16 protein-coding genes are annotated in these 23,161 nt (G+C 71.0%); 8 read left to right on the top strand and 8 right to left on the bottom strand.

Annotated elements, in window-relative coordinates; genetic code table 11:
• Window positions 1-25: 25 nt before the first annotated feature.
• The 6 genes from BU52_RS09790 (at window position 26) to BU52_RS09815 (ending at window position 6,955) form a co-directional block, all read left to right on the top strand.
• Window positions 26-706, top strand: coding sequence for an RlpA-like double-psi beta-barrel domain-containing protein (locus tag BU52_RS09790; protein WP_037931357.1), 681 nt, complete (start codon window positions 26-28; stop codon window positions 704-706).
• Window positions 707-974: 268 nt separating this feature from the next.
• On the top strand, window positions 975-2,003 hold the full coding sequence (glnII, locus tag BU52_RS09795; RefSeq protein WP_037931360.1) for a glutamine synthetase: 1,029 nt from the start codon (window positions 975-977) through the stop codon (window positions 2,001-2,003).
• Window positions 2,004-2,204: 201 nt separating this feature from the next.
• Window positions 2,205-3,212, top strand: a complete 1,008-nt coding sequence (locus BU52_RS09800) for an NAD-dependent epimerase/dehydratase family protein (RefSeq protein WP_037931363.1) — start codon at window positions 2,205-2,207, stop codon at window positions 3,210-3,212.
• 70 nt (window positions 3,213-3,282) lie between these two features.
• Entirely contained in the window at window positions 3,283-4,569 is a 1,287-nt protein-coding gene (locus BU52_RS09805) for a sensor histidine kinase (protein WP_037931367.1), read from the top strand.
• Entirely contained in the window at window positions 4,554-5,207 is a 654-nt protein-coding gene (locus BU52_RS09810) for a response regulator (protein ID WP_037931370.1), read from the top strand. Before BU52_RS09805 ends, BU52_RS09810 begins: the two co-directional genes overlap by 16 nt.
• Window positions 5,208-5,425: 218 nt before the next feature.
• Window positions 5,426-6,955: a DUF1996 domain-containing protein gene (locus BU52_RS09815; RefSeq protein WP_037931374.1), complete on the top strand. Its 1,530-nt coding sequence runs from the start codon at window positions 5,426-5,428 to the stop codon at window positions 6,953-6,955.
• A gap of 67 nt (window positions 6,956-7,022) precedes the next feature.
• Here the strand turns inward: BU52_RS09815 and BU52_RS09820 are convergent, their stop codons facing one another.
• Complete coding sequence (locus tag BU52_RS09820) at window positions 7,023-7,454, bottom strand: hypothetical protein (protein WP_037931376.1); 432 nt, start codon at window positions 7,452-7,454, stop codon at window positions 7,023-7,025.
• Window positions 7,455-7,675: 221 nt separating this feature from the next.
• Here BU52_RS09820 and BU52_RS09825 point away from each other — a divergent pair, with 221 nt between their 5' ends.
• Both BU52_RS09825 and BU52_RS09830 read left to right on the top strand, forming a co-directional pair.
• Window positions 7,676-9,640 carry a hypothetical protein gene (locus BU52_RS09825; RefSeq protein ID WP_037931380.1) on the top strand — a complete coding sequence of 655 codons (1,965 nt, stop codon included), beginning with the start codon at window positions 7,676-7,678 and terminating at the stop codon, window positions 9,638-9,640.
• Window positions 9,641-9,703: 63 nt separating this feature from the next.
• Window positions 9,704-10,402 (top strand): TetR/AcrR family transcriptional regulator, encoded by a 699-nt coding sequence (locus tag BU52_RS09830; RefSeq protein WP_078903179.1) that lies wholly within the window; start codon window positions 9,704-9,706, stop codon window positions 10,400-10,402.
• On the opposite strand, the gene BU52_RS09835 is transcribed toward BU52_RS09830, so the two are convergent.
• The 7 genes from BU52_RS09835 to BU52_RS09865 form a co-directional block, all read right to left on the bottom strand.
• A complete protein-coding gene (locus tag BU52_RS09835; RefSeq protein WP_037931385.1) occupies window positions 10,399-10,749 on the bottom strand; it encodes a 5-carboxymethyl-2-hydroxymuconate Delta-isomerase in 351 nt (116 codons plus the stop codon). The two genes, BU52_RS09830 and BU52_RS09835, sit on opposite strands and share 4 nt — an antisense overlap.
• A 55-nt stretch (window positions 10,750-10,804) precedes the next feature.
• Window positions 10,805-16,216, bottom strand: a complete 5,412-nt coding sequence (gene pulA, locus BU52_RS09840) for a pullulanase-type alpha-1,6-glucosidase (RefSeq protein WP_037931388.1) — start codon at window positions 16,214-16,216, stop codon at window positions 10,805-10,807.
• 203 nt (window positions 16,217-16,419) lie between these two features.
• The gene (locus BU52_RS09845; protein ID WP_051858083.1) at window positions 16,420-17,793 is read right to left on the bottom strand and encodes an alpha-amylase; all 1,374 of its coding nucleotides are present in this window, start codon (window positions 17,791-17,793) and stop codon (window positions 16,420-16,422) included.
• A gap of 165 nt (window positions 17,794-17,958) precedes the next feature.
• Entirely contained in the window at window positions 17,959-19,653 is a 1,695-nt protein-coding gene (locus BU52_RS09850) for a glycoside hydrolase family 13 protein (protein ID WP_037931391.1), read from the bottom strand.
• A gap of 145 nt (window positions 19,654-19,798) precedes the next feature.
• On the bottom strand, window positions 19,799-20,716 hold the full coding sequence (locus tag BU52_RS09855; protein WP_037931394.1) for a sugar ABC transporter permease: 918 nt from the start codon (window positions 20,714-20,716) through the stop codon (window positions 19,799-19,801).
• 13 nt (window positions 20,717-20,729) lie between these two features.
• Window positions 20,730-21,734 (bottom strand): carbohydrate ABC transporter permease, encoded by a 1,005-nt coding sequence (locus BU52_RS09860; RefSeq protein ID WP_037931397.1) that lies wholly within the window; start codon window positions 21,732-21,734, stop codon window positions 20,730-20,732.
• A 97-nt stretch (window positions 21,735-21,831) separates the two neighbouring features.
• Window positions 21,832-23,103, bottom strand: coding sequence for an extracellular solute-binding protein (locus tag BU52_RS09865; protein ID WP_037931400.1), 1,272 nt, complete (start codon window positions 23,101-23,103; stop codon window positions 21,832-21,834).
• Between the last annotated feature and the right edge of the window lie 58 nt (window positions 23,104-23,161).

Below are 23,161 nucleotides of genomic sequence, written 5' to 3' on the forward strand. Positions count from 1 at the left end.
CCCCTACCTCTTCGAGGAGGCGCGCATGTCGCGCAGGAGAACTCTCGGTCCGAAGAAGAAGCTGGCGCTGTTGCTGAGCGCCGCCACGGTGGCGGGAGGCGGCGCCTTCGTCATGGCGACCACCTCGAACGCCGGAACGCCGCCGGCCACCACCAAGTCGGCGGCCGACTCCACCGTCTGCCAGGGGCTCGCCACCGCGCTCGGCAACAACGAGAGGTTCATCGAGGGCCAGCGCGCCGCCCCGGACGCGCAGTCCGAGGCGCGGATCGCCAACCGCGAGGCGGTCATCGCCCAGATCCGGCGTCAGCAGGAGGCCTCCGGGTGCACGGTTGGGGAGTCGGCTCAGGACTCCCGGACCGCGCAGCCGGAGCAGCCGGCGCCCTCCCAGCCGGCGCCCTCGCAGCCCGCCGGGAACGACCAGGGCGGGCAGGCGGGCGGTGACGGTGCCGCCGCCTCCGGCGAGCAGGTGTGCAACGGGTCCACCGTCACGCTCTCCGGCGAGGGCGGCGCCCCGGCGGCGTCCAGCAACCAGTTCCCGGCCGGTACGAAGCTGAAGGTCACCAACCTGGACAACGACAAGTCCACGACGGTGGAGGTCACCTCGGTGTCCGGCAGCTGCGTGCTGCTGAACAACGCCGCCTTCGAGCAGGTCCGCGAGGCCGGCAAGTTCCTGATCCGCCGCGCGGTGATCGAGAAGGTGGGGTGAGGCCCGGATTCCCGCGAGGGGCCCGCTGCTTCCGGCCGGGAGCGGCGGGCCCCTCGGCGTCCTCTCGCATACACCGCGCCCGCCTCCCCGCGCGCGCTCACCAAGTGGGGCGGCGCGCACCGGGGGTCCGGTAACACGGGGTTCACACGCGGGCAATGGCCGGGAAATCGCCTGTTGACAGGCTGCGTGGCATCGACGGCGGCGTCCCAGTGCCGCAGCGCCGCAGCACCCGCACCAGCGCCCAGATACACCCCGAAGGATGTGGACCGTGAGCTTCAAGGCCGAGTACATCTGGATCGACGGCACCGAGCCGACCGCCAAGCTGCGTTCCAAGACCAAGATCCTCGGCGACGACGCCAAGGGCGCGGACCTGCCGATCTGGGGCTTCGACGGGTCCTCCACCAACCAGGCCAAGGGGCACGCCTCCGATTGCGTCCTCAGCCCGGTCCTCGTCTGCCCGGACCCCCTCCGCGGCGGTGACGACGTTCTGGTCCTGTGCGAGGTGCTGAACACCGACATGACGCCGCACGAGTCCAACACGCGTGCCGCGCTGGCCGGGCTCGCCGAGAGGTTCGCCGCCCAGGAGCCGATCTTCGGCATCGAGCAGGAGTACACCTTCTTCCGGGACGGCCACCCCCTCGGCTTCCCCAAGGGCGGCTTCCCCGCCCCGCAGGGCGGCTACTACTGCGGGGTCGGCTCCGACGAGATCTTCGGCCGTGACGTCGTCGAGGCCCACCTGGACAACTGCCTGAAGGCGGGCCTGGGCATCTCCGGCATCAACGCCGAGGTCATGCCCGGCCAGTGGGAGTTCCAGGTCGGTCCGCTGGCCCCGCTGGAGGTCGCCGACCAGTTGTGGGTGGCCCGGTGGCTGCTCTACCGCACCGCCGAGGACTTCGATGTCGCCGCCACCCTCGACCCGAAGCCGGTCAAGGGCGACTGGAACGGCGCGGGCGCGCACACCAACTTCTCCACCAGGGCCATGCGCGAGGGCTACGACGCGATCATCACCGCGTGCGAGTCGCTCGGTGAGGGCTCCAAGCCGCTCGACCACGTCAAGAACTACGGCGCCGGCATCGACGACCGCCTCACCGGCCTGCACGAGACCGCTCCGTGGAACGAGTACTCCTACGGCGTCTCCGACCGCGGTGCCTCGGTGCGCATCCCGTGGCAGGTCGAGAAGGACGGCAAGGGCTACATCGAGGACCGCCGTCCGAACGCCAACGTCGACCCGTACGTGGTGACCCGGCTGCTGGTCGACACGTGCTGCACCGCACTGGAGAAGGCCGGCCAGGTCTGATCCGTACCGCAGTCCGTCACGAGGGGCGTCCGCCGTCGGGGTGGGCGCCCCTCGCGTGCCGGGTACCGGGACGCGATCCGCACGGTGCGCCGCGTGGGTTGCCCGTACGTCCCGCCGGCCGGGCGCCGAGCGCGCACCGCCCGGTCTGCCGACAGCAGATTGCCGTTCCCCCGCGCCGCCCGGGCGGGCAGAGTCGCCGGTATGAGACTTCTGTTGCTGGGTGGTACGGAGTTCGTGGGCCGGGCCGTCGCCGAGGCGGCCCTCGCGCGGGGCTGGGAGGTGACCGCCTTCCACCGGGGACGGCACGAGGCCCCGCCGGGGGTGCGGACGCTGCTGGGCGACCGCACCGCGCTCGACGGTCTGGCCGCGCTCGACGAGGATCCCGGGGAGTGGGACGTCGTCGTCGACACCTGGTCGGCCGCGCCCCGCGCGGTGCGGGACGCGGCACGGCTGCTGCGGGGCCGCGCCGGGCGGTACGTGTACGTGTCGAGCTGCTCGGTGTACGCGTGGGCGCCGCCCGCCGGCTACTCCGAGGAGGCTCCCGTGGTGGAGGGCGCTTCCGCGGACGCCGATCTCACGGACTACGCGCGGGACAAGCGGGGCGGCGAGCTGGCCGCCGTGGACGCCTTCGGCGCGGACCGGTCGCTGCTGGTGCGGGCGGGGCTGCTCATCGGTCCCTACGAGAACGTGGGCCGGCTGCCCTGGTGGCTGAACCGGATGGCGCGCGGCGGTCCCGTCCTCGCCCCGGGCCCACGTGACCTGCCCCTGCAGTACGTGGACGCCCGCGACCTCGCGGAGTGGGTCCTCGGCGCCGCCGAGCAGGGGCTGAGCGGGCCGTACAACCTCGTGTCCCCGCAGGGCCACGCCACGATGGGCGAACTCCTCGACGCCTGCGTCCGGGTGACCGGCGGCCCGGCCGAGCTGCGGTGGACCGCGCCGGAGGTGATCCTCGACGCGGGGATCGAACCGTGGACGCATCTGCCGGTGTGGGTGCCGCCGGACACCGACCTGCACGACGCGCTGCACTCGGCGGACGTCTCCCGGGCGGTGGCGACGGGACTGCGCTGCCGCCCGGTCGCCGAGACCGTGGCCGACACCTGGCGCTGGCTGACGGACCTCGGCGGTGCCGCGCCGCAGCGCCCGGACCGGACGGCCAAGGGGCTCGATCCGGAGGTGGAGGCGAAGGTGCTGGCGGGTCGGGGGGTGTAGGCAGCACCACCCCCCGGCCGGGGGGCCCGGCCCAGTGACCGCGCCGGGCCGCTCGGCCAGACTGACGTCCATGAACACCGAAACGAAGAGCGACGGCACCGCCTCCAGGGCACGGGGCATGGTGCGTGCCGCCGGACGGGGGCTCGTGCTGGCGGTCGTCTCACTGCCGCTGGCCGTGCTGTGCTTCTCCCTGTCCGCCGTGTCGATCGCCCTCATCCCCCTCGGGATCGGGCTGGTCACCACACCCTGGGTGCTGACCGGTGTGCGTGCCTTCGCCGACTGGCGCAGGGTGGTGTCGGCCACGTGGGGCGGGGTGCGCATCCCCCCGGCCTACCGGCCGGTCCCCGAGGACGCCAACCCCTGGACGCGCACCTTCGCCCTGCTCCGGGACCCGGCGGTCCGGCGGGACCTGCGGTGGCTGCCGGTGGACATGACGGCGGGCTTCGTGACGGCGCTGCTCCCGGCCGTGCTGGTGCTCTACCCGCTGGAGGGCCTCGCGCTGGCCGCCGGGCTGTGGCGGACCATGACCGGGGGCCCGTACGCCGAGTACGGGCCGTACTGGTACGGCTTCGTGCCGGTCGGCGACCAGACGTCCGCACTGGGCGCCGGAGCACTGGGCGCCGTCCTCCTGGTCCTCGCCCACCGCTACGCCGTGCCGGCCTTCCAGGTCCACTTCCGCCTCACCCGGGCCCTCCTCGGCTCCCCGCGGACCGAACTGGCCGAGCGCGTGCGGGTGCTGACCGAGACCCGGCGGGACGCCGTGGACACCTCCGCCGCCGAACTGCGGCGCATCGAGCGGGACCTGCACGACGGGGCGCAGGCCCGGCTGGTCGCCGTGGGTATGGACCTGGGGACGATCGAGACGCTGATCGAGAAGGACCCGGCGAAGGCGCGTGAGCTGCTGGCGCACGCCCGGCGGTCCTCCGCCGAGGCGCTGACCGAACTGCGGGAGCTGGTGCGGGGCATCCATCCGCCGGTGCTGGCCGAGCGCGGTCTGGGAGACGCCGTGCGGGCGCTGGCGCTGCGGCTGCCGGTGGTCACCGAGGTGAACGTGGAGCTGCCCGGGCGGGCGGAGGCGCCCGTGGAGTCGGCGGCGTACTTCGCGGTGAGCGAGGTCCTCACCAACGCGGTCAAGCACTCCGGAGCGGACCGGATCTGGGTCGATGTCCACCACACCGAGGGCCGTCTGCGGGTGACGGTCACCGACAACGGCAAGGGCGGCGCGGTCATCGGCGCCGGCTCGGGACTGACCGGGGTGGAGCGGCGACTGGGTACATTCGACGGCGTCCTGGCCGTCAGCAGTCCCGCGGGCGGCCCCACCATGGTCACCATGGAGATCCCTTGCGCGTTGTCCTAGCCGAAGACCTCTTCCTGCTGCGCGACGGACTCGTCCGGCTGCTCGAGGCGCACGACTTCGAGATCGCGGCGGCCGTGGAGTCCGGGCCGGAGCTGGCCCGGGCGCTCGCCGAGCACACACCCGATGTCGCCGTGGTCGACGTACGCCTGCCGCCGACGCACACCGACGAGGGGCTGCAGTGCGCGCTTCAGGCCCGCCGCGAGCGCCCGGGCCTGCCGGTGCTGGTGCTCTCGCAGCACGTGGAGCAGTTGTACGCCCGGGAGTTGCTGGCCGACGGCAGTGGCGGGGTGGGCTATCTGCTGAAGGACCGGGTGTTCGACGCGGGACAGTTCACGGACGCCGTACGACGGGTCGCGGCGGGCGGTACGGCGATGGACCCCCAGGTGATCCAGCAGCTGCTGGCGCGGCAGTCGGGCGACGACCGGCCACTGGCACGGCTGACGCCCCGGGAGCTGGAGGTGCTGGAGCTGATGGCGCAGGGGCGGACCAACGCGGCGATCGCGGCCCGGCTGGTGGTGACGGAACGGGCGATCGCCAAGCACACCGCGAACATCTTCGCCAAACTGGGGCTCGAGGTGTCGGACGACGACAACCGTCGCGTGCTGGCCGTCCTCGCGTATCTCGACCACGGCCGGTGAAACCGGACGCGTTCCTTCACCCCGGGTAGGTGATCGGCAACTTCCAGTATGCCAGGGCCTGTTGAGTCTCCTGTGGCCGTACTTACTTCTCGCCTCTTCACGGGACGGGTGAACACCCGTGGGGCGGCTCCCGTACTCAAGGGAGCCGCTTCACTCCTGTCGGGCCGCTCGAAGCCCCGCAATGGGATGCCCCCGTAAGGAAGGTCAAGAGGAGTTCCATGGGACGCAACACAAGAAAACGTCGTACGCCGCTGGCCACCAAGGTGATTGCCGGGGCGGCGGCCCTGGCGCTCGGTGGGGGCGGGCTGGTCTGGGCGAACTTCTACGCCTCGGCACACGAGAAGGACGGAGGCGACAACCGGACCCGTTCGGGGGGCGCGCGGATCGCCACGATCAGCTGCCCGGACGTCGGCCAGAAGCTGACGAGGGTGCCACGCAACGCCCGCAAGGGCGTCGCCAGGGAACTGGCGTCGCTGGACCGGCAGATCACGGAGGCCTACGCGCGCCTCGCGGAGACCCGCCAGGCCCAGGCGGGCGACGCGAGGTACGTCGACAACGCCATCCTCGGACCGCTGAGGTCCAAGCGGACGGCCACGCTGGACCGGATCGGCATCAACATCAACCGGGCGGGCGGCAAGGCACCGCGCGACCTCGGCCGGTTCGCCCCGTGCCAGGGCGTTCCCGTCGAACAGCCGGCGCCGGTCGACGGCGGCGGCCAGGACAACGGCGGCCAGGACCAGGGTGACGGCGGCCAGAACAACGGCGGCCAGGACCAGGGCGGCGGCCAGAACAACGGTCAGGGCAACGGCGGCCAGGCCGGCAACGGACCCGTGGGGGACGACTTCGTCGACATCGAGGACGTCCAGCCGAACTCCCGCGACCTGCCCAACGGTCTGGCGGCGAACGGTGACGGTGGTTCGACGGGCAGCTTCACCACCGTGTGCGGCACCAACGAGAACGGGCTGCGCAACTCGGACAACGTGATCGTGGCGCCCGGCGTGTCCAACGGTGCGAAGCACCAGCACGACTACGTCGGCAACCAGGCCAACACCGCGTTCGCGAGCGACCAGGACCTGGCGAACGGCGACACGTCGTGCCAGAACCAGGGCGACCGGTCGTCGTACTTCTGGCCGGTGCTGCGCATCCAGGACGGTACGCAGGACATCGACCAGGGCCGGCCGGGCGGCGGTCAGGACGGCAACGTGGGCAAGATCGTCGCACCCACCGCGGCGGAGCTGAAGTTCGTCGGCAACCGCACGAGCGACGTCGTCGCGATGCCGAGGGCCCTGCGCATCATCACCGGTGACGCCAAAGCCTTCACCAACGGCCTGAACAACGCCAACACCTCCTGGAGCTGCACCGGCTTCGAGGACCGGCAGGTCACGGACAAGTACCCGATCTGCCCCGAGGGCAGCGGCGTGGTCCGCACGACCAGCTTCCAGAGCTGCTGGGACGGCCAGAACGTCGACAGCGCCAACCACCGCACCCACGTCGACTTCGTCGAGGCGGACGGCACCTGCTCGAACGGTTTCCGGGCCATCCCCCAGCTCCAGGTCCGGCTGGTCTACGACAACATCCCGGCCCCCCGGATCGACAACGGGCAGCTCGTGAATCCGTACGCGGTGGACACCTTCCCGGAGCAGCTGCACAAGCCGATCACCGACCACAACGACTTCATCAACTTCTTCGACGAGGACCTGATGAACGAGATGGTCCAGTGCATCAACAGCGGGCAGGACTGCCAGTAGTCCTCATCCGGTGACGAAAGCCGGCGGTGGGAACTCCCACCGCCGGCTTTCGTCCGTTCCCGTGCGGTCAGCCGTGGTGGCCGCCACTGTTGTGGCTGCCGCCGGGGTTCATGTGCTCGGAACCCTCCTCCATCGTCCCGCCGAGCGTGCTCCGCAGTGCCGTCACCGTCCTCTCCTCGCCGACGGCGACCCACTTGCGGCCGACGAGGTAATAGCCGCCGTAGTCCTTCGCGCTGTTCAGCCACTCGCGCTGGCCGCGGTCGGTGGCGAAGGTGGCGAGGATGTACTTCTCCTTCCCCTTCTTGCAGATGGCCTGACGGATGGTGTCGGCGTCGGTCTGCAGGTTCGGCTCGCACCGGGCTTCGGCAGCGATGTGCTCCAGACTGCCGGTGGCGGTGGGTGGCACCTCGTCGCCGCCGGAGCCGCCGGTTCCGCAGCCCGCCGACGCCAGGGCCACCGCCGCGCAGGTCAGCGCGAGCATCGATCGGGTCAGCCTCATGTGTTCCTCCGGTCCATTCACGGCGCCTCGTGACGGCGGCACGCCGCACGGAGCCCCGGCACGGGGCCCTCACCCTTCGATACGGCCCCGGGACCCGCAGTGCTCAATGCCGGGGCGGCCGTGGGGAACGGGCGTGCGGCATGCCGACGCCCGGACTCGACGCGCCGCCGGCGCCTTGCCCTGCCAGGTGACCATCCACCGGTTCGCTCGTTCTGCTGAACGTGCAGTCACAGGATGCCGTCCCGCCCTCCGTGCGCTCCTCCTCCCCGGCCGGTCCGGGTGTGGACGTCGAGCAGGCGGAGGCCGCCCTCGTCGAGCACTATCCGCGGCTCGTCCGGCTCGCCTACCTGGTGCTGCCGTCCCACACCGGGCGGAGCAGGCGCGTGCTCACCGCGCACTCCCTGGTCCAGCGCGCGCTGCCCCGCGGCCGCTCCCCCGTGCCGGTCCTCCCCGCCCAGCCGGCCGGCCGTGCCGGGGACGCCGGCTACGCGCTGGTCCGGCTGCGGGTGGTGCGCACGGCGCTGGAGGCGGGCCGGCCGCTGGGGCGCGGTGGCCTGCCCAGGCGGTCGCAGTTGCCGCCGCTGCTCCCGCAGGTGTGGGGGCTGAAGCTGTTCCCGCGGCCGGGCGGCGCCGACGAGCTGGCGCTGGACCAGCGGCTGTCCGCCCTGTCGGGACCGGCACGGGCCGCCCACGCGCTGCGCGGCCTCGAGCGGCTCCCTGACGGGGACGTACGTGAGGTGCTCACCGCCGCGGGCGTCGCCGACGTGGACGCCGCGCTGGCCGCGGCGGACCGGATCCCCGACGCGTACCGGCTGCTCGACTCCCCCGAGTTCGACCCCTGTTCGCTCCAGGCCCGGCCGACGGACCTGCTGCGCCGCCGCCGGCGCCTGAGGGCCGCGCTCGTCGGCGGGACCGCGCTGGTGGTGTGCGGGACTCTGCTCGGGCTGCCGGGCGGCGGTTGGGGTCCCGACGGCGCCGCCGCTCCCCCGTACCCGCGCGACCCGGCCGCGCGGGCCGCGCTGGACCCGGGGAAGCTGACCCGGGTCTCCCCCGCCGCGTGGAAGACCTCGGCGCGCACCGACTTCTCGGTGTGGCCGGCGCGCGGCGGCCTCACCGGCGACCGGGCGCTGCTGCGCCGCGCCCTCACCGTCTGGGCGCGGCCCGGGGAGGGCGTCGAGGTGTCGGCGACCCCGGGCACCCCCTCCGGCGGCCCCGCGGGACCGCCCCAGCTGCTGTACGCGGGCACGGTCGACACCGCGCGGGTGGTGATCCTCCACGACGGTCTGCGCGTCGTCCGGTACGCCGAGCCGAGGGACGGCGACCGGGGCGCCGTGCTGGACTTCGCCCGGGCCGACGGTGCCGGGCGGGGCGGATCGAGCGCGGTGGTGCTGAGCCGGACCGACGGCAACGTCCGCTATCTGACGGCACCCTGGGTGCGTGAGGCGGGCGAGCGGGACCTGCTCGAGCCGGGTTCCGGCGCGACGGCCCTGGACCTCGCCGACGGGGTGACCCCGCCCCTGGCGGGTCCCGCGGCGCGGCGGGGGTCCTGCACCTCCTGGAACGTGCTGGAACTGACCGACGGCACCGGCACCCGGCTGGTGACCGACCTCGGCGAGCTGGTCCCGGCCCGCCTGACCACCGGGCGGCCCGGCGCGGTCACCGGGGCCGTCGGCGCGAAGGCGCTGCGCACCTGGGCGCCGTACGCCTGCTCGCTGGGCGCGCTGCGCTCGGCGGGGGTGCGGAGTGTGAACGCCTGGGCGTTCGCCGAGCAGCCGCTGCCCGGCGCGGGTGCAGCGGGCCGGGGGTCCACCCGCCCGCAGGGCGAGGCAGGGACGGCGCAGTGGGTGTGCACCCGCGCGGAGACCTGGCGGGGCGGCGGTGCCCGGGTGCTGGCGCAGTTCCACACGCCCGGCGCGCGGTTCGGGGCGGTGGCGGCGAAGGCCGAGGACGTGCCGGCCTGCGGGGAGCGGGAGCCGGGGGTGCTCGCCGGGGTGCTGTGGAAGTCCGCGGCGGGCACCTGGTACCTGCTGGCGGCCGGCAGCCGCGGCACGGTGTCGGTGCGCGCGACGGGCGGGGTCGAGGGGTCGGTCCGGGGGCGTCTGCTGACCCTGCGCGCGCGGCAGGGTGCCCGGGCGGACCTCAGGGGCAGACTGGAGGACGGGCGGTCGATCAGCGGGCTGCGATGACGGAGGAACACCGCGGGTTGGTCCGGACCGTGAGAGGCCGGAAACGATCGGTAAGGTGTTCGTATGACTACCGGGGTACGTCGCAGAATGGGAGTCGAGGAGCGGCGGCAGCAGTTGATCGGCGTTGCCCTCGAACTGTTCAGCCGACGCTCCCCCGACGAGGTCTCCATCGACGAGATAGCGTCCCGGGCGGGCATCTCGCGCCCCCTCGTCTATCACTACTTCCCGGGCAAACTCAGCCTGTACGAGGCGGCGTTGAGGCGCGCCTCGGAGGATCTCGCGTCCCGGTTCGTCGAGCCGCAGGAGGGCCCGCTGGGGTCCCGGCTGCGCCGGGTGATGGTCCGGTTCTTCGACTTCGTCGAGGAGCACGGCCCCGGTTTCGCCGCCCTGATGCGCGGCGGCCCGGCGGTCGGCTCGTCGACGACCAACGCGCTGGTCGACTCCGTACGGCAGGCCGCGTATGACCAGATGTTGTCGCACATGGGCGTGGTGGGTCCGGCACCGGCACGGCTGGAACTGGTCGTGCGCTCCTGGATCTCGCTCGTCGAGTCGACGGCGCTGATCTGGCTGGAGGGACGGCGGGTGCCGCGCGACGAGCTGGAGACCCAGCTGGTGCAGGACTTCGCCGCGCTCGCCGCCGTCGCCGCCGCGCGCGACGAGGAGCTGGCCACGCTGCTGCGCGGCCTGCTCGAGAAGGAGCCGGGCGACGGCCCGTTCACCGACCTGGCCACCCGGCTGATCTCACTGGCGTCCGGGTCCTAGAAGTCGGCCTTGCGGTAGGACGGGTCGAGGTCGCGGACCTCGGCGGAGACATGCGTCCGGTAGCCGTCCTCCGGTCCGACGAAGGCGCGCATGAGGTCCACCACGGCCTCGGTGAGCTGCGCCTTCGTCTCGTCGCTGCGCCCCGCGAGCAGACCGATCGTGACGTGCACGAGGGCGTGGCCGTCGGTGTCGGCGCCGACCGCCACGTCCTCCCCGCGCACGACCTGTGTCTTGCACGCCTCCGGCCGCGCGTCCGCCTTCTCGACGACCAGCGTGTGCAGCGCCGTCGCCAGCCCCTCCCAGTCGACGTCGTCGCGCCCGGTGCGGGCAACGAGGATCTGTGGCATGAGCCCTCCTGTTCCAGGTCAGAAGGGCTCACACTAGCCTCGGCTCCCCAGCGGGTCAGCCGGCCGCGGTGAACACGGCGACCGTGCGTGCCGGAACGGTGAACGTGCCGGTGTCCCGCGCGTAGGACGAGGTCTTCACGACCGCGTCCCCGCCCGCCGCCTGCACCGGGTGCAGCCGGTGAGCGGTCCCGGCCAGCGCGGTGACGCGCTGCTCCTGCTGGACGGGCGTGGCGTTGAAGACCACGACCAGGCCGTCGAGCCTCATGGTGATCACGCCGGGCGTCTCGTCCGTGCCGGACAGCGGGAAGGACAGCCGGGACTGCACCTGTCCCGCGGTGCCGAGGGAGAACGCCTTCTCCGTCGACCGGATCGTCAGCAGGTCCCGGTACGCGGCCGAGGTGCCCTGGATCTGGGGGCAGCCGACCTGCACCGCGCCGAGCAGGGGCTTGGCGTAGGACCACTTGTCCTTGTTGTCGGCGGCCGGCGGCAGGCCCCGGCCGAAGCCGTTGCCGTCCGCGCAGTTCCAGTGGATGGCGTTGAACCAGTCGCCGCTGTCGTAGGAGTTGCGGTCCAGGGACTTGGAGCGCAGCAGGTCGGTGCCCGCCTGGGAGAGGGCCGGGCCCTGCGAGAGGGTGGCCGTCGCCATGGCGAGGACCTGCATGCGCGCCCGGTCCGCGGCCGACGTGTCCTTCGGCAGCTTGAAGGCGAGCGCGTCGAACAGCGACTCGTTGTCGTGGGCGTCCGCGTAGGCGAGGGCGTCGCCGGGCGCGGCCGCGTATCCGGCGGGCGAGCCGTTGTAGTCGACCTGGGAGCCCTTGACCTCCTTGCCGCTGGTGTCGGTGAAGGTGTAGTCGGCGAGGTTGCCGCTCAGGCCCACCTTGATCAGGTCCTGGTAGTGCAGGAGGCGGGCCTTCTGCTCGGCCTCGGTCCCGTTGCTCTCCGAGGAGTTGGGGTCGGTGTAGAGACCGGACGCGAAGCCCTGCACACCGGGGTCCTCGTCGAAGGGGCCGCCGCCGCGCACGGCGTCGCGGGCCCGGTCGGAGAAGGTGGCGACACCGGTGCCGGCCATGTTCTTCTGCGTGGCCTGGACGAAGCGGGCGTCGTCGGCGATCTCGCCGAAGTTCCAGCCCTCGCCGTACAGGATGATCTTCTTGCCGTCGACGCCGTCCTTCGCGACGGTCAGCTCGTCGAGCGCCTTGCGGACCGCGAGGATGTTGGCCTTCGGATGGTGGCCCATGAGGTCGAAGCGGAAGCCGTCGACCTTGTACTGCTTGGCCCAGGTGACCACCGAGTCGACGACCAGCTTGCCCATCATGGCGTTCTCACTGGCCGTGTTGGCGCAGCAGGTGCTGTTGGCGACCGAGCCGTCGGCGAGGAGCCGCTGGTAGTAGCCCGGCACGACGCGGTCCAGGACGGAGGTCTTCGCCTGGCCGCTCGCCGCGGTGTGGTTGTAGACCACGTCCATGACGACCCGCAGGCCGTCCTCGTTGAGCGCCTTGACCATCTCGCGGAACTCGACCGTGCGGGCGGTGCCGTCCGGGTCGGTGGAGTAGGAGCCCTCGGGGACGGTGTAGTGGTACGGGTCGTAGCCCCAGTTGTAGGCGTCCTTGGCGGCGGCCTTCGCCACGCACTCCTGCTGCTTGTCGGAGTCGGCCGGGTAGGAGGCGAGGTCGCAGTCGACGGTCGCCTGGTCGGACGTCCGCTCGGGGATGGTGGCGATGTCGAACGCGGGCAGCAGGTGCACGTACGAGGTGCCGGCCCGCGCCAGCTCGCGCAGGTGCTTGCTGCCGTCGCTGTCCTTGTCGGTGAACGCCAGGTAGGTGCCCCGGTGGTCCGCCGTGCGGTCGGCCACGGAGAAGTCCCTCACGTGCAGTTCCTGGATCTGCGCGTCCTTCAGCGGCACGGCCTTCGGCTTGTCGAGGGACGACCAGCCCTCGGGGGCGAGGCCCCGGTCGCCGAGGTCGACGACGAGGCTGCGCTCGGAGTCCGTGGTCAGGGCCACCGAGTAGGGATCGGTGACCGTGTTGGTGGTGATCTCCTGAGTGCTCGGCGCCCAGACCTTGACCTGGTACCGGTAGGGCTTGCCCTTCCAGGAGCGGGGGCCGGTGACGGACCAGACGCCGGTGTCGCCGTCGCGGCGCATCCGGACGGTGCGGTCGCCGATCTCCAGCGCGACGTTCTGCGCGGTCGGCGCCCACACGGAGAGGGTGGGCCGGCCGTGGCGGAACACCGGGCCGAGCTCCGCCTTCGTGGCGCGGCCGGCGTAGAGATCGTCCAGGACGCCGGCGATCTGCACGCCGGTCGCGGCGAGCACGGCCCCGTTGGCGGCGCGCTGGGAGGCCACGACCTGGCCGCGCAGGGCCTCGCGCACCCGGTCCCGGTCACGCGGGTCGACGGACCAGGCGGTGCCGTCCCTCAGGTGCGGGAACGCCGCCTTCTGGGCGTCGGTGAGCGCCGACTTCGTCAGGCGCAGCCAGCGCGCGTCGCCGTTCCCCAGTGCCCCGTCCCGCACCGTGACCGAGCCGGTCCGGGAGGCGAGGAGCTGGGTGGAGGCGGCGGCCTCGGAGCCGTTCCACACCACGGTGTCGCGGTCGATCCAGACCGCCTTGGAGGTGGCCAGGTCGAGGGCGGCCGCGGAGCCGGCGGGCTGCGGCAGCAGGTACTTCTCCTGGCCGTTCAACAGCCACACCTCGTGCCCGACGGCCTTGAGGTCGAGCGACTGGTCGGACGGGAGGTCCTTCTCGTCGCCGTTGTGGATGATGTAGCTGAGGCTGGTGGCACCCTCGGTGAGCGGCACCTCGAAGACAGCGCCATAGGCATCAGTCTTCACCGGCTTCAGGGGGTTCGACCACTCGGTGGGATGCGCGGCACCGGTCCACACGTGCAGACCCCAGCCGTCGTAGTTCCCGTCGGCGCGCTTGTAGTGGAGCACCGCCTTGGTCGTGTCCTGCGCCGGGTACTCGGGCCGTTCGGTGGTGACGGTCTCCTTGCCCTGCTCGATCCAGATCTCACCGGTCCTCGTGAGGTCGATCGTGCGGTCGGTGGCGACGTCCTTGTTGCCTTCCTTGTCGATGACGAGGAAGCCGAGGTCGGACGCGCCCGGCTTGAGCTTGACGTACGCGAAGGCGCCGTAGGCGTCGCGGCCGGTGAAGGGGTGGCTGTCCGGCCACTCGGTGGCCTCGCCGTCCGCCAGGTCGCCCCAGGCGTACAGGCCCCAGTCGTCGTAGTTCCCGTCGGCGCGCTTGTAGTGGACGACCGCGTAGTCGCGGGAGGACGCGGTGGGCGGCTCCTCGACGGGCGGGGTGCCGGTGGTGGAGGCGGCCAGGGCGCTCGCGGTGCGGCCGGCCGAGTCGATCACGACGGCCTTGTAGCGCAGGGCGGTGCCGGCGGGGACGTCCTCGCCGATGGTGTGGGTGACCTTGTGGGGGGCGTGGTCGGCGGAGCCGAGCGTCCGCCACTTCCCGTTGCCGGTCTGGGCGGCGAAGACGACCCGGTTGAGCTGTCCGCCGGTGACGTCCGCGGTGAGTTCGACGGTGCCGGTGGCGCCGGCCTCGGGGGCCTGCAGGGTGATCGTGGGCTTCGCGGCGGGCTTGCCGAGCGGGCCGGAGGCCTTGAGGACGATCGCGCGGCCCGCCGGGACGGTGACGGTGATCTTCTTGTCGGCGTCGCTGGTGACGGTGGCGTCGGTGCCGTGGAGGCCCTTGAACGTCATCCCGGCGGAGCCGGTCGCGAAGGTGGCCTCCTTGGCCTCGCCTGCGTTGTTGAAGGCGACCACGTACTCGGTGGTGTCCTTGCCGGTGGCGGTGCGGGAGAAGGCGTAGACGCCCGCGCCGTCGGTCGCGTACCGCTCCTGCTGGATGCCGTCGGTGAGGGCCGGGTGGGCCTTGCGGAGCTCGGCGAGAGCCCTGATCTGACGGTAGAGCGGTGCCCGCGTGTCGTAGGTGTCCTGCGCGTGGGTGCGGTCGGAGCCGATCAGGTCGTCGTCGAGGTAGTCGGCCGTGCGGGACGCGAACAGGGTCTGACGGGCGTCCTTGTCGCCGCCGGCGCCGGTGAAGCCCTGCTCGTCGCCGTAGTAGACGACGGGGTTGCCGCGGCTGAGGAACATCAGCTCGTTGGCGAGCATGTCCTTCTTCAGCAGCTCGGCGTCGGACGCCTTCGGGTTGTCCTGCTTCAGGAACGTGCCGATGCGGCCCATGTCGTGGTTGCCGAGGAAGGTGACCTGCTCGTAGGCGTTGGCCCGGTCGGTCGTGTACTTGTGGTCGTCGCCGAAGACCGACGCCAGCTTCCGTGCGCTGCCACCCTGGGAGGCGTACTGGCGGGCCGCTTCCTGGAAGGGGAAGTCGAGCGTGGCGTCGAGGCGGCCCTCGGTGACGTAGGGGGCGGTGACGTCCGTGTCGGCGGAGTACACCTCGCCGAACATGAAGAAGTCGTCCCGGCCCCTCTTGGCCGCGTAGGAGTCGAGGGCGGTGGCCCACTGGGTCCAGAACTCCATGTTGACGTGCTTCACGGTGTCGATCCGGAAGCCGTCGATGTCGAAGTCCTTCACCCACCGCTGGTAGATCTTCTCCATGCCGCCGACGACCTCGGGACGCTCGGTCCACAGGTCGTCGAGGCCGGAGAAGTCGCCGTACTCGGCGGACTCGCCGGCGAACGTGGAGTCGCCCCGGTTGTGGTACATCTCCGGGTCGTTGAGCCAGGACGGGACCTTGGCCCGCTTCTTCGCGTCGGGCACCACCGGGGTGCGCGGGAAGGAGCCGGAGTCCACGCGCGGGAACCGGCGCGAGCCGTCGGCGTAGTCCGCGTCGTCGAAGGGCTCGCCGTTCTCGGTCAGGTACGGGAAGGCGCCCTTGGAGAGGTAACCGTAGGACTTCTCCTCGTAGTCGACGACGTCGGCGGTGTGGTTGGTGATGACGTCGAAGAAGACCTTCATGCCCTTGGCATGGGCCTTGTCGATGAGGTTCTCGAGGTCCTGGTTGGTGCCGAAGTGCGGGTCGACCTGGGTGAAGTCGGTGATCCAGTAACCGTGGTAGCCGGCCGAGGCGTCCTTGCCGGTGCCCTGCACGGGCTGGTTCTTGAAGATGGGCGCCATCCAGATGGCGGTGGTGCCGAGCCCCTTGATGTAGTCGAGCCTCTTCGTCAGGCCCTTGAGGTCGCCGCCCTGGTAGAACCCCTTGTCGGTGGGGTCGTACCCGGTGGTCAGGCGGGAACCGGTCAGTCCGCCGCGGTCGTTCTTCGTGTCGCCGTTGGCGAAACGGTCCGGCAGGACGAAGTAGAACTGCTCGCGGGTCAGGTCGTGCCGCGCCGGAGACGTGGCGAGCTTCGCGTCCGAGTCAGGCGCGGGCGGAGTGTCCGCGCGGGCGGCGAGCGGCTGCACGAGCGCTGCGGCGAGCGCGGCCACGGTGACCGCGGCGACGCGCCGGCCTCGTGCGGTGCGGCGCCCCGGGGGCGCGGGCCATCTGGGTATCAAGGCGTGAACTCCTTGCGCTTACGGCTCATTGGGTCCGACCCCACGCCACGGCGACGGCTTTTTCCGGCCACGCCACCGGGCTCCGGCCGAGACGCTATCGCCGTTGAAACCTTTACAGCAAGGGTTGTGAAAGTAACGGTAAGGAATTGCATCCCGGCCGTGGGCCGCGCCGCCCCGTGAACGGCGGCGCGGCCCAGGCCCGTTCAGCAGCCCGACTTGCCCGCGTACACCGCGAGGGCCGTGTTGCTGCCCAGCGTGGCGGTCAGCTGGCCCGAACTGTTCACCGTCACCGGCGTGTTGTTCTGCACGTTGCAGTACGTGCCCGCCGGGAGGGAGGTCTGGTAGGTGCGGGTCAGCGAGCCCGACTCGTGGTTGATGGCCACGAAGCCCTTGCTGCCCCGGCCGAAGGCGATCGCGTCGCCGCCGTTGTCCCACCAGTTGGTGACCGCCTGGCCCCGGGTCGCGTTGCGGAAGCCGACCATGGACCTGATCTCCCGCCAGTTGTGCTGGCACTTCCAGCCGCTCTGCCAGCAGGCGCTCACCTGGCCGCCGTTCGCCGGGCCCGCGTCGTGGTCGGTGAACTCGTAGCCGGAGTTGATGTCCGGGGCGCCGTACGGCCAGGCCAGCATGAAGACGTTGGCCAGCGTGTAGGTGGCGTTGTCCTTGTAGGACAGCGTGCTGCCGTTGCGCTCGGTGTCGTGGTTGTCGACGAAGACGCCGGAGACGGAGCTGTTCATGTAGCCCCAGCCCTCGCCGTAGTTCTTCAGGTAGGCGAGGTTCTCGTTGGTGAAGACCCGCTTGAGGTCGTAGGCGTAGCGGAACTCCTGGACGTCGCCGTTCCCGGTGTACTCGGTGGGCTGGACGGCTTCGCCGGCGCCGTAGATGACCTCCTGCTTCCAGTACACGGACGGGTTGGTCAGGCGGGACTTGATGTTGGCGAGGTCGGCGGCCGGCATGTGCTTGGCCGCGTCGATGCGGAACCCGTCCACACCGAGGGAGAGCAGGTCGTTCATGTACCCCGCGATGGTCCTGCGGACGTGGTCCTCGCCGGTGTCGAGGTCGGCGAGGCCGACCAGCTCGCAGTTCTGGACGTTCCAGCGGTCGCCGTAGTTGGTGATCTGCGCGGTGCAGTTGTCGAAGTCGTACGAGGAGTACAGGCCGGGGTAGTTGTACTTGGTGTACGACGATCCGCCGGTGCCGGTCCCGCTGCCCGCGGACATGTGGTTGATGACCGTGTCGGCGACGACCTTGACGCCTGCCGCGTGGCAGGTGTCGACCATGTTCTTGAACGCGGCGCGGTCGCCGAGGCGGCCGGCGATCTTGTAGCTCACCGGCTGGTAGGACGTCCACCACTGCGAGCCCTGTATGTGCTCGGCGGGCGGGGAGACCTGGACGTATCCGTATCCCGCGGGGCCGAGGGTGTTGGTGCACTCGCGTGCGACGGAGGCGAAGTTCCACTCGAAGAGGACGGCGGTCACGTCCCTGGTGCCGGGCGGGGAGGCCTCCGCACCGGTCGGGGTCATGACAATCGAGGCGGCCGCGAGGGCGACGGCCGCGGAGAGGGTTCTGCGTGCCATGTGGGGTTCCTTCTTCATCGAAGGGTGTGGGGATACCGCCGGAGTTGGTTGAAGCTTCTTGCAGAAAGCTTCAGCAACCTTGCGGCAACGCAGATGTTAGAGGCCCGCCACCCGAAAAGGCAGCGGGCCGTACCAACTTGAATGAAAAAAGTTGCGGGGCGGTCGTCAGCCCGTGGTCCACCACACGGTGGTGTCCGCCGGGACCTTCGCCTCGCCGGCCGTCTCCTCCACCTCACCGCTGGCGATCAGCACCCGCCCGTACGCCGGGGTGGTCACCGACTCCGCCGTGGTGTTGGCGACGCACACGAACTCCCCGCGCCGGAAGGCGAGGACGCCCTCGGGCGCCCGCAGCCATTCCACCGCGTCGCCCGCGCCCAGGTCGGCCCGCTCCCGGCGCACGGCGAGCGCGGACCGGTACAGCTCCAGGGTCGAGCCGGGGTCGCCGGTCTGCGCCTCGACGCTGAGCTCGGCCCAGTCCTCCGGCTGCGGCAGCCAGCTCCCTCCGTCACCGAAGCCGTACGACGAGCCCGCGCGGGTCCACGGGATCGGCACCCGGCAGCCGTCGCGGAAGCCGTCCTGGCCCGCGCCCCGGAAGTACGCCGGGTCCTGGCGCACCTCGTCCGGCAGGTCCACGACGTCCGGCAGACCGAGTTCCTCGCCCTGGTAGACGTACGCCGAACCGGGCAGCGCCAGCATCAGCAGCGACGCCGCACGGGCGCGCCGCAGCCCCAGCTCACGGTCCCCGGCCAGTCGGATCTGGGTGCCGAGGCCCGCCGGGTTGGCGAAGCGGGTGGCGTGCCGGGTGACGTCGTGGTTGGACAGCACCCAGGTGGCCGGGGCGCCGACCGGGCGCATGGCGTCCAGGGTGCGGTCGACGACCGTGCGCAGCTCCTCGGCGTCCCAGTGGGTGCCCAGGTACTGGAAGTTGAACGCCTGGTGCAGCTCGTCGGGGCGCACGTAGTTGGCGGTGCGCTCGACGGTCGGGGTCCACGCCTCGGCGACGAAGATACGCTCGCCCGAGTACTCGTCGAGGATGAGCCGCCACTGCCGGTAGATGTCGTGCACGCCGTCCTGGTCGAAGAACGGCATGACATCGTTGCCCAGCAGCTTCAGCTGCTCGTGGGATCCAAGGTCCGGCAGGCCTTTCGCCTTCACCATGCCGTGGGCGACGTCGATACGGAAGCCGTCCACGCCCATGTCCAGCCAGAACCGCAGGATGGAGCGGAACTCGTCGCCGACCGCCGGGTGCTCCCAGTTGAAGTCGGGCTGCTCGGGCGCGAAGAGGTGCAGGTACCACTCGCCGGGCGTACCGTCGGGCTCGGTGACCCGGGTCCAGGCGGGCCCGCCGAAGATCGACTCCCAGTCGTTGGGCGGCAGCTCGCCGTTCTCGCCCTTGCCGGGACGGAAGTGGTAGCGGTCCCGCGAGGGCGAGCCGGGGCCCTCGGCGAGGGCCCGCTTGAACCACTCGTGCTGGTCGGAGGAGTGGTTGGGCACGAGGTCGACGATGATCCTGAGACCCAGTGCGTGGGCGTCGCGGATCAGCGCGTCCGCGTCGAGCAGGGTGCCGAACATGGGATCGACGGCACGGTAGTCGGCGACGTCGTAGCCGGCGTCGGCCTGCGGCGAGGCGTAGAAGGGGCTGAGCCACACGGCGTCCACACCGAGGTCGCGCAGGTACGGCAGACGGGAGCGGATGCCTTCCAGGTCGCCCATGCCGTCGCCGTTGCTGTCGGCGAAGCTGCGCGGGTACACCTGGTAGATCACCGCGTCCCGCCACCAGTCACGGCGGCGGGCGACGGTGGCGACGGCCGCGTCGGTCGTGGGGGTCGGGGCCGGGGCGGCGGAGGGCTGCTGGCTCATGTCGTCCTTGATACGAGTGCGGTCGGGAGACGAGTGGGGGTGACGGCGGAGGAACGAGGCGGCCGCGGTGACAGCGGGGTCGGATGGGCACCGCGGCCGCCTACCCGCGCGAGTCAGGCGCGCGGGAGTCGTACCACGAAGGGGGTCAGCCCTTCGTGCCGCCGGCGGTGAGGCCGGTGACCAGGTTCTTCTGCACCAGGTAGAAGAACGCGGAGACCGGTATCGCGATCAGGACCGCGGTGGCGGCCATCAGGTTGCGCTGTGCGTCGTGCTCGCTGACGAAGCTCTGCAGACCGACGGCGAGCGTGTACTTCTCGTCGTCGAGCATGAACGTCGTGGCGAAGGCGACCTCGCCGAACGCCGTGATGAAGCTGTAGAACGCGGCGACCGCCAGCCCGGGTTTGGCGAGCGGCAGGATCAGCCGCGCGAACGTGCCGAAGGGGGTCAGCCCGTCGACGCGTCCGGCCTCGTCGATCTCGAAGGGGATGGTGTCGAAGTAGCCCTTCATCAGCCAGGCGCAGTACGGCACCGCCGTCGAGCAGTAGACGAGGATGAGTCCAAGGTAGCTGTCGATGAGCTGCAGATCCGAGAGGATCTGGTACATCGGGACCATCAGGACGGCCACCGGGAACATCTGGGTGACCAGCAGCACCCACATGAACTTCTTGTAGCCCGGGAAGCGCATGCGGGAGACGGCGTAGCCGGTGGTGGCGGCGACCAGCACGCCGATGACCGTGGTGCCGAGCGACACGATCAGCGAGCTCTTCAGCCAGTCGAAGAAGTTCGTGTTCTGCAGCACGAACGCGTAGTTGTCGAGCGTCATCTTTCCCCAGATGCCGCCGGGACGCAGATAGTCGTCCTTGTCGGGGCCGAGGGACAGGAAAAGCAGCCAGGCGACCGGGAACAGGGCGATCAGGCTGGCCACGACCAGGATGCCGTGCGAGGTGAGGCGGGCCAGGGGGCTGCTCTCCCCGCGCCGGGGGGCCTTGCGGGGCGACGCCTTCCGACGCTCGTCGGCAGGACGGTCCGCCGGAGCAGGGGTGGTGACGGTGGAGGTGCTCATGGGGACTCCTGCCTCAGATCGCGAGCTGCTGCTCATTGCGGTTCAGCCAGCGGCGGTAGAAGGAGGTGAAGACGATCAGGATGGCCAGCAGGAGCATGCCGTAGGCGGCGGACTCGGCGAACTCGCGCGGCTGCTGTCCGAAGCCGAGCTGGTAGGCCCAGGTCACGAGGATCTGTGCGTCCGGGGCCGTGTTGCCGAACAGCAGGAAGATGATCGCGAACTGGTTGAAGGTCCAGATGACGCCGAGCAGGATCACGGTGGAGCTGACCGAGCGCAGACCGGGCAGGGTGACGTGCCGGAAGCGCTGCCAGGCACTGGCTCCGTCCATCTCGGCCGCCTCGTACAGGCTGGCGTCGATCGACTGCAGCCCGCCGAGCAGGGAGATCATCATGAACGGCACACCGCACCAGGTGTTGACCACGATGGCGGCGACGCGCTGCCAGAACGAGTCCTCCAGCCACGCCGGGGTCGGCAGGCCGAGGAAGTCCAGGCCGGAGTTGATGATGCCGGCGTCGGCGAGCATGAAGCGCCAGCCGAAGACGGTGACGAAGGTCGGCACCGCCCACGGCAGGATCAGGACGAGCCGGTAGAGGGTGCGGCCGCGCAGCTTCTGGTTGAGCAGCAGGGCGAGGCCCAGGCCGATGCCGTAGTGCAGGGCGACACAGGCCGCCGTCCACACGATCGTCCAGAGGAAGTGCGACCAGAAGCGGTCGTAGGCCGTCTCGCCCCACAGGATGTCGGCGTAGTTGTCGATGCCGATGAACTTGTAGGTGGCCTCGATCTCGTTGACGCCGATGGTGCGGGCCGAGTTCAGGCTGTCCGCGTCGGTGAGCGTCAGGTAGAAGCCGTACGCCAGCGGGTACAGCACGATGACGCCGAGCACGAGGGCCACCGGCGCGATCATGGCGTAGGCGTACCAGTGCTTCTGGTAGGCGTGCTTCAAACGCTGGCCCGGCCCGGGGCTGGGCGCGCGGTCACCGCGGCGCTTGCCGGTCGCGCGGTCGATGGCGACTGTCATGGTTCGGCACCTTCTGGATGATCAAGGAGTACGGCACACAGGCCGGTGGCCGCCGGACCCTCCCTCGCGGGAAGCGGGTCCGGCGGCCACACCGGCATTACTTGCTGAAGTCCGGCACCAGCTTGACGATCGCGGCCTCCGCGTCGCCCAGGCCCTTGTCCAGGGACTCCTTGCCGCTCGCGATCTGCGGCAGCTCGTCGTCCATCGGGACCCACAGCGAGCTGTACTCGGGCAGCGCCGGGCGCGGCTGGGCGGCCGAGAGGACCGTCTGGTAGCCGGCGACGCCCGGGTCGGCCTTGACCTTGTCGGTGTAGGCGTCGTCGCGCGTGGGCAGCGTGGAGTTCTTCAGCGCGATGGTCTCCTGCGCCTTGGCCGAGGTCATGAACTTCACGAACTTCAGCGCGGCCTCCTGCTTGTCCTTCGTGGAACCGGCGTAGACCGAGAGGTTGTGGCCACCGGTCGGGGCGCCCGCCTTGCCGGCGGAGCCGGCCGGGACGGTGGCGATGCCGAGGTTGTTCTTGTCCTTGAAGGCGGTGCCCTTGTAGAAGTTGGTGATCTCCCACGGGCCCTGGATGATCGAGGCGACCTTGCCGTTGACGAACGCGTCCTGGATGTGGGCGTAGGCGTCGGCGGTCACGTCGGCCTTGTGCAGGCCCTTGCCCTCGAAGAGGCTCAGCCAGGTGCCGTAGGCCTTCTCGGCCGCGGGCGACTTCACGGTGATCTTCTTGGCGTCGGCGTCGACCATGTCGGTGCCCTCGCCGTACAGGAACGGCTGGGCGTAGTAGCCGGCCGTGGAGCCCCAGTAGCCGTCGACGCCGGTCTTGTCCTTGATGGTGGCGGCGGCCTTCTTCAGGTCGTCCCAGGTCTTGGGGGCCTCGACGCCGGCCTTCTCGAACAGCGCCTTGTTGTAGACGAAGGCGAGGGTGTCCGTGGTGAAGGGGACGCCGTAGGTCTTGCCCTCGTACTTGGCCTGCTCGAGCAGGTTGGACTTGAACTTGTCCTGCTCGGCGAGGGCCTCGGTGCCGTCCAGCGGCAGGAAGAAGCCCTTCTTGGCGAAGGCGGGGGTCCAGCCGACCTCGGAGCGCAGCACGTCGGGGGCACCCTTGGAACCGGCGGCGGTGTCGAACTTGTTCTGCGCCTGGTCGAAGGGGACGTTGACGAACTTGACCTTGATGTCCTTGTTGGCGGCCTCGAACTCCTTGACCAGGGCCTGGTACGTCGGCGCCTCGTTGGTCGCGTTGGAGGTGTCCCACCAGGTGATGGTGACCGGGCCGCCGGCCTTGTCGCCGCTGTCGCTGTCGCCGCCGCAGGCCGTCGCCGCGAGGGCGAGGGACGCCACCAGAGCGCTGGCCGCTATGCCACGCCGCATGAGGTTCTCCTTGAGGGTTAAGCCCGTGAGTGCGGTCCGGCCCCGTCTGCCGTCCCGC

Source organism: Streptomyces toyocaensis (genome assembly GCF_000725125.1).
Taxonomy (GTDB): Bacteria; Actinomycetota; Actinomycetes; order Streptomycetales; family Streptomycetaceae; genus Streptomyces; species Streptomyces toyocaensis.